The 6,518-nt window shown below is 47.9% G+C and carries 9 protein-coding genes; 7 read left to right on the plus strand and 2 right to left on the minus strand.

The features are described 5' to 3' along the window. Positions 1-31: 31 nt before the first annotated feature. The gene (locus tag H569_RS0108445) at positions 32-439 is read left to right on the plus strand and encodes a DUF6075 family protein (protein WP_027364645.1); all 408 of its coding nucleotides are present in this window, start codon (positions 32-34) and stop codon (positions 437-439) included. Positions 440-442: 3 nt separating this feature from the next. Here H569_RS0108445 and H569_RS22735 read toward each other — a convergent pair whose 3' ends face one another. Then, on the minus strand, positions 443-712 hold the full coding sequence (locus H569_RS22735; protein WP_169726460.1) for a hypothetical protein: 270 nt from the start codon (positions 710-712) through the stop codon (positions 443-445). Between the two features lie 237 nt (positions 713-949). Here H569_RS22735 and H569_RS22190 point away from each other — a divergent pair, with 237 nt between their 5' ends. From H569_RS22190 to H569_RS19725, 3 genes are all read left to right on the plus strand, one after another. Beyond that, complete coding sequence (locus H569_RS22190) at positions 950-2,473, plus strand: peptidoglycan DD-metalloendopeptidase family protein (protein WP_207637535.1); 1,524 nt, start codon at positions 950-952, stop codon at positions 2,471-2,473. A gap of 127 nt (positions 2,474-2,600) precedes the next feature. Beyond that, positions 2,601-2,837 carry a hypothetical protein gene (locus tag H569_RS0108455; RefSeq protein WP_027364647.1) on the plus strand — a complete coding sequence of 79 codons (237 nt, stop codon included), beginning with the start codon at positions 2,601-2,603 and terminating at the stop codon, positions 2,835-2,837. Between the two features lies 1 nt (position 2,838). After that, positions 2,839-3,537 carry a JAB domain-containing protein gene (locus tag H569_RS19725; RefSeq protein WP_051273466.1) on the plus strand — a complete coding sequence of 233 codons (699 nt, stop codon included), beginning with the start codon at positions 2,839-2,841 and terminating at the stop codon, positions 3,535-3,537. Between the two features lie 168 nt (positions 3,538-3,705). On the opposite strand, the gene H569_RS0108465 is transcribed toward H569_RS19725, so the two are convergent. Next, positions 3,706-4,056 carry a helix-turn-helix domain-containing protein gene (locus tag H569_RS0108465; RefSeq protein ID WP_407638050.1) on the minus strand — a complete coding sequence of 117 codons (351 nt, stop codon included), beginning with the start codon at positions 4,054-4,056 and terminating at the stop codon, positions 3,706-3,708. Between the two features lie 347 nt (positions 4,057-4,403). Here H569_RS0108465 and H569_RS0108470 point away from each other — a divergent pair, with 347 nt between their 5' ends. The 3 genes from H569_RS0108470 (at position 4,404) to H569_RS0108480 (ending at position 6,232) form a co-directional block, all read left to right on the plus strand. Continuing rightward, positions 4,404-5,255 carry a MerR family transcriptional regulator gene (locus H569_RS0108470; protein WP_027364649.1) on the plus strand — a complete coding sequence of 284 codons (852 nt, stop codon included), beginning with the start codon at positions 4,404-4,406 and terminating at the stop codon, positions 5,253-5,255. Between the two features lie 65 nt (positions 5,256-5,320). Continuing rightward, the gene (locus tag H569_RS0108475; protein WP_034629990.1) at positions 5,321-5,992 is read left to right on the plus strand and encodes a methyltransferase family protein; all 672 of its coding nucleotides are present in this window, start codon (positions 5,321-5,323) and stop codon (positions 5,990-5,992) included. 60 nt (positions 5,993-6,052) lie between these two features. Beyond that, positions 6,053-6,232, plus strand: coding sequence for a hypothetical protein (locus H569_RS0108480; protein WP_027364651.1), 180 nt, complete (start codon positions 6,053-6,055; stop codon positions 6,230-6,232). Positions 6,233-6,518 lie beyond the last annotated feature (286 nt).

Here is a 6,518-nt window from a genome sequence, read left to right on the forward strand (position 1 = left end):
CCGTTCATTTACTTTGAAGGAGGAAAACACAATGGAAATCATCCGGTTTGCAGACAGGGAACACAAGGCTTTTTATAATCAAATGCTGACCAAAACCCGCAATCGCGACGCCTATCACCAGGCGTTTTTTTACGCAATGGGCATCTGCGCGGAAACGAGGCGCAATATTTATGCCCTCTTTGACTTCAAGGAGGACGGCATCAAACCAGAGGGCCTTGTGGCGGCGTGGCAGACGGGCGGAACCCGCCGCCTGTGTCGCCTAGCCTTCAACCTGTGGAACGGCTGGACGGAGGAAGGAAAAGAAAACCGTTCCACGCCTTACGAGCTGTTTGACTGCGGCTTTGCCCCCTACTTTTTTGAAGCCATCCGGCTACGCTATCCCGAATATTGCCGGAGCTTGGAACGCACCGCGCCCCATATTTTCGCAAAGGCGCGGTAGCAGTCAGTAAACCCTGAAAGGAGGTTGGGCGCGTTGAAAGACATCAAAACCAAAGCTGCCGTCAAGGACATTAAGGCGCTGGACAAAAGCCTCGATGTGACTCGCAGGGCGAAAAACGCCTTTATCCGCACCAAGGATCAGGCCGAGCGGACGCAGGGGCCGGAACACGACAGCTATGTGGCGTATGCCGAGGATAAGGTAAAGGAAAGCGTGGAAACGGTCGGCAATGAGGCTACTCACACGATGGGGCGTCAGGGCAAAAAGACGGTTCAAAAAATCAAGGAACGCCGCAATTCCCCTTCATACAGCCATCACGCCGATGCTGCCGCCGGCCATGCTACGGAGCAGACCTCCTCCCCTTCCGAAACTGGGCGTCCCCAAGCGCGCCGGAGCGCCGTTTCCCCTCAAGGAAAGCAAGCTGCCTCGTCCAAGGCCGGAAAAGCACCTGCACAATCCCAATCTCCCGCGCAGGCCAACCCATCGGCTCGGCGAAAAGCCGTCCTATTCAAAGTGACGGAAAGAGGTAAACGAAAATATACCCTGGCCAAGCCCAACGAATTGGCAAAGCGGCGGTTTGTTCAGAGCCGGGCAAAGGCGCGGTTTACCCTAAACAGAGAAATTCAGGCGGCGGAAACCAAAACCGCCCAGGCTCTCCCAAGTCCCGTGTTTAGATCGACCGGAAAAACAACATGGCGTACCGCCCAAACCAGCATCGGCGGCACTGGCCGCACCGTCCGGCAATCTGCCCGGTCCGACAGTAAAGCGGTCAAGGAAACTGCCAAGGGCACGATTAAAACGGCGCAAAAATCGGTCAAGACCGCCGGGCAAACCGCCAAGGCCGGTGCCAAAACCTCTCAGACAGCGGCTAAAGCCGCCGCCAAAACCGCACGGTCCACCACTAAAGCGGCGCAACGGGCGGCGCAGACCGCAAGGGCCACTGCTAAATTCACTATTCATATGGCAAAACTGACCGTCAAAGCCGCCGCCGTGCTGACCAAGGGACTGATTGCTCTTATAGGCTCAGGCGGGGCCGTTCTTGCCCTGTTCCTGATTATTATCGCCGTGGCTGCCTTGTTATCGTCTCCCTTTGGCATTCTCTTTTCCGACGAAAACAAGGACGCGGAGATAACGCCCGTTTCCGTAGTGGTACAGGAAGTGAACGAGGAATACAACCAGCGGATAGAGGACATCAAGAACGACAACACCTGGGACACGCTGGATGTTCAATACGTGGGCACCGGAGGCAGCCGGGGCAATATCTGGATAGACATTCTGGCCGCATTCGCCGTCAAAACCGCCCTGGCCGACGAGGGCATGGATGTCTTCACCATCGACCAGACCCGCGTTGACCTTATCCGGGAAGTGTTTTGGGATATGACGGAAATCGACCACTGGATAGAAACCGTGAAGCATACCGACAGCGACGGAGGAACATGGTACGAGCGCATTCTGCATATCGTCATCACCCAGCGAACCGCAGGGGAGCAGGCGAAAATCTACGGCTTTAACGACGACCAGAGGGAAGTGCTGGAGGAGCTTTTAAGCGGCGCATACGACCAGTATTTTATAGCCCTGATCACGGGTTTGAGACACCTGGGGGACGGAACGGAGGTTATCGCGGAGGGCCTTTATATCTGGCCCAGCGCCGCCAGTGACTATGTAACTTCCTTTTTTGGCACCAGGCTGCACCCCATCCTGGGCGTCTACAAAACCCACACCGGCATTGACATCGGAGCGGGATACGGAACGGCGGTACTGGCTGCCGCGGACGGCGTGGTCACAACCGCCGCTTACGACGCGGGCGGCTACGGAAACTATCTCATCATCGATCACGGCAACGGCAATATGACCCTTTACGCCCATATGAGCCAAATGAGCGCCGGTGTCGGGCAGACGGTGAAGCAAGGTCAGACCATCGGCTTGGTGGGCAGCACAGGATTGTCTACAGGTCCGCATTTGCACTTTGAGGTTTATGTCGGCGGCACCAGGGTTGACCCCCTGCTGTATTTCTCCAATTATACGGCGGCATGGTAAGTATTGGTTGATTAAAAAAGTTGCGACGACCACCCAAAAGATAACGGAGGTGTGATAGCCGATTGGTTGGCTGTCATGCCATCGTGCTTTTTATTAGTGCTAAATTATACGAAAGGTGGAAGAAAGAATGAATTTAGAAGCGTTAAGGGAGTTGGAATATAAAAAGTGCGCGGGTTTACTGGCTGAATTGCTTGGTTTGGACGGGGATACCGAAGAAAGAATTCTGAAATGCTTTCAACGCACGGGAATCAAAAACTTTTTTCAGCATCTTGAATCGGCAGACTTAGCCCCTGAGACTTCCGGGAAACTGCAAAGTATACAAGCCCTGATTGAGATATTGGACGACAAAAGGGGGCGGTCATAACATGAAGTCAGACACACTGCATACCGAAAAATTTCTAAAAGGGCTGACAACCTTAACAGGACTGCCCTACAAAAAGCTTCAGCAGTATGTAAAACAAAACAACCCCTTTAACATCTTGGAGTATCCCCACATTATGGAACCAAATGAAAAGCAGCTCGAAAAGATCGGACTGCTCAATGAGTTCATTGCTTCCTACAACCTTTTGAAAATCTATGAGAGCAATGAAAAAATTACCTTCAATTCATCAACTGCGGCAGGCCAACATTTTTACGCCCTCTTAAGCGGGATGAAGGACAAAGAACGATTTATGGTCGCTTTTTTAGACAGGGGCAATAACGTAATCGAAATAAAAACCATGTCGGAAGGGAGTGTTGGTCAGACAGCCGTTTATCCAAGGGAAATATTAAAATACGCCTTGGCCTGTGATTGCAATGCGGTCATTTTGGCCCATAACCATCCCGGAGGTTCCCGGAACTTTTCCCCGGAAGATAAAGCCTTGACCCAGAGGATTGTGGATATTTTTCATCCTCTGGAGATCAAAGTCCTGGATCATATTATTGTGGGCGGCGGAAACTATTCTTCTATGGCGGAAACAGGAAACATGCTTGGCTACTGTAAAGATAAAGCAAATTATGACCCGATTGCATTAGGCGCAATACCCATAGCGGAAAAGCGAAATAGATTTCAAGATACCCGCTAATGACGGAAATCCAAAACGTGATACAAAATATATATCTCTCCTGGGCTAGAAGGTTCTTTTTGGCAAAAGGAACACAAATTGTTTTTCTGATTTTATACGAGGGAAAAACGCCGCAATCTATAAGGTTACGGCGTTTTCTACATTTCTTTAAAAAGGAAGCGGGAGATTTTATTCCCCCGTTCCTTTGGCTTCCTGTATTCCCTTTGCGGTAGCCGCCATGATAATTAAATCCGCTTCCCCTAATTCGTCAAGTTGACTTTCAAGCTGGCGGCGGCGGGTTGTCTTTTTCGCACCGGTATCTGGAAAAAAGAATTGGTCTACCGATATGTGAAACAAGGTGACAAGCTCATAGAATACCTGAAAGCTCGGATGCTGTCCTTTGTTTTCAATGGACATAAGATAACGGGGCGCAAGTCCTACTTCCTGCGCCAACCGTTCCCGTGTCCAGCCTCTACTTTCCCGCGCTTCTTTTATAGCCTGCCCGAAAGCCGAAAAGTCGTATTTACCTTCGTTACGCATTATCATATCACCCTATATCATTTTACAAATCACCCAACAAAAGCTAAACGATATGGAAAGTTACATAAAGTACTTTTTAATATCATATGGGACGATGAAGACGACAGTGTGTCCGACATAAGTTTATCGAAGTTTACATGATTGGCAGACCACCGTTTAATTATTAGAATGAAAAAGTAAAATAAGCTGAAGAACTAAAAATTGCATTTACAATCCAATGAAATGATTATCACTGTATGGAATGATGGATAAATTTGCTTAGGGTTAGCCTAATCTATGCTCTCAAAAATAAAATTGACTCGGCCCTTGGGGCCTGGTTTATACTTTACTTAAAAGGTGGTATGGCAATGGAGAACCGGATAAAGATCGGCGATTTCGTTAAATTAACCGGAAGCACACTTAAAACCGTCAGATATTACCATAAGATAGGTTTGCTGCCTAAACCGGAGCGAACAGCCTCGGGATACCGTTTATACGGACCGGGAGAGTTGAATCGTATGCGCTTAATCAAACATTTAAAATCTCTGGGGCTGGATCTCAAACGCATCAAAGAGATACTGGGTGGTGTTAACAATAATGCAACCCTGCAGGAAGTGTTGCAGTTGCTGCGAAGTGAGCTCACGCTTGATAAGAAAAACATTGAAGAGCGCATAGAGAAGATTGATAAAATGCTGAATCAGGGCACGGTACACCTTGATCAAGATTCTTTTGAATCACCCACTTTTCAAAAGATGGCTGCAATCCTGGGAGCGGATCAAATTGACAAATATGCGCAAACCTGCCCGGAAATTTATAACCAGCATCAAAAATTATATGGCATCCTGGATGATTTCCAATGGAGCGAGCATTACCAGAATAGTTTTCGGATCCTGGCCGAGTTTTGGAAAAAACATCCCGAACAGTATGAAATAGCTTTGGACTATGCGGCACGGTGTGCCAGGCTGGCCTCCCTGTCCGAAGATGATCCTGAGATTGAACAGCTCGCCCGGGAAACAGCTGAATTTTACAAAAGTATAGGTTTGTTGGATGAGTTCGGTGAGTTCGACACGCAATACGCACCTCTTAACAGCTTACGAAATAAAATGATTGTCGACAATCTCACCCCCGCCCGGAAAAAGTTTGAGCAGCTTTACCAACAGTATCTCTATCCCGAATCTGATAAACAACCGGGTGGTAAAACGAGGACAAAATTTAAGTGATGCAACAACCTGATTGACGTTTGGGATAAGGTCTTGCGCTACCGGGACTTATAAGGAGGAGAATGATGGAGAATGCTGCTATCTCAAAGTCAAAAGCGTATATAATGCCTACTATCATGATGATTGTGCTTGGACTGATCTTGTTTCTTCCCGCCGGCTCCTTTAGATACTGGCAGGCCTGGATTTATTGGACGATATTTTTAATCCCCACCCTTTTCATTACCGTCTATTTCTTCAAAAGAAACCCCGAATTATTGGCCAGTCGGTGGCAGGCTAAAGACCAGGAAACGGTGAGGAAAATACCTGCTTTCTTTAAGTTGTTTTATCTCGCTTATATAATCCCTGGTTTTGATTTTCGCTTTCACTGGTCAAACGTACCTGTTTGGGTGGTGGTTGCAGCTAATCTCATATTTTTCCTGGGTTATGTTTTGATAATCAGGGTTTTTAAGGAAAACAGCTACGCTTCAGCCAATATAAAGGTTGAGGAAGACCAGCGGGTTATAGCAACCGGCCCCTACGCCAAAATACGTCATCCCATGTACACCGGATTGTTGACGATGGTGTTGTCAACTCCCCTAGCTTTAGGTTCCTATTGGGCTTTCATACCTAGTCTTCTATTTATACCGTGGACGGTCCTCAGGATAAAAAACGAAGAGGAACTGCTGTTAAGAGACCTCCCCGGCTACCAGAATTATTGCACAAAGACACCATACCGTTTAATACCATCGGTTTGGTAAAATCTTGACTTTATATAGGTATTACTTTTTGTTCTTAAGTAAGAAAGGGGTTTTAGAAAAATGGAAACACGTATATTGGAAGATGGAATTCCCACCATACAACCGGTAACCGGACTTGATCGAATTAATTATTTATATAAGTACGGACACTCAAATATACAAATACAGGCGGTCATTGCAATCGATCAACACCTGGATGCAGATGTTTTAAAAAAAGCAGTTAGACACCCATGCCGCTAACGCGGCACCAGCAGAAGGATGAAAATTTATAACAGCGAATCTCTTTCTTACGGCTGGCGAAGGGAGGTCGTTTTAACTTGGTGCTGCGAGCCCGTGAGTTAGACAGATCCCAACGACCAGGTGCACCACAGATTGTTGCTCCCTATGGGAAGCACGCAGGACAGAATAACCAATGTTGGTTGTTGCACCAGCCCTTTAATTTGCTGCCGTAGAAGGAGTAAACACATGGAAGTCGTCTATAGTCATTGCTGCGGTCTTGACGTTCATAAAAAAACCGTCGTGGCCT

The organism is Desulfotruncus alcoholivorax DSM 16058 (assembly GCF_000430885.1).
In the GTDB taxonomy this organism is placed as follows: Bacteria; Bacillota; Desulfotomaculia; order Desulfotomaculales; family Desulfallaceae; genus Desulfotruncus; species Desulfotruncus alcoholivorax.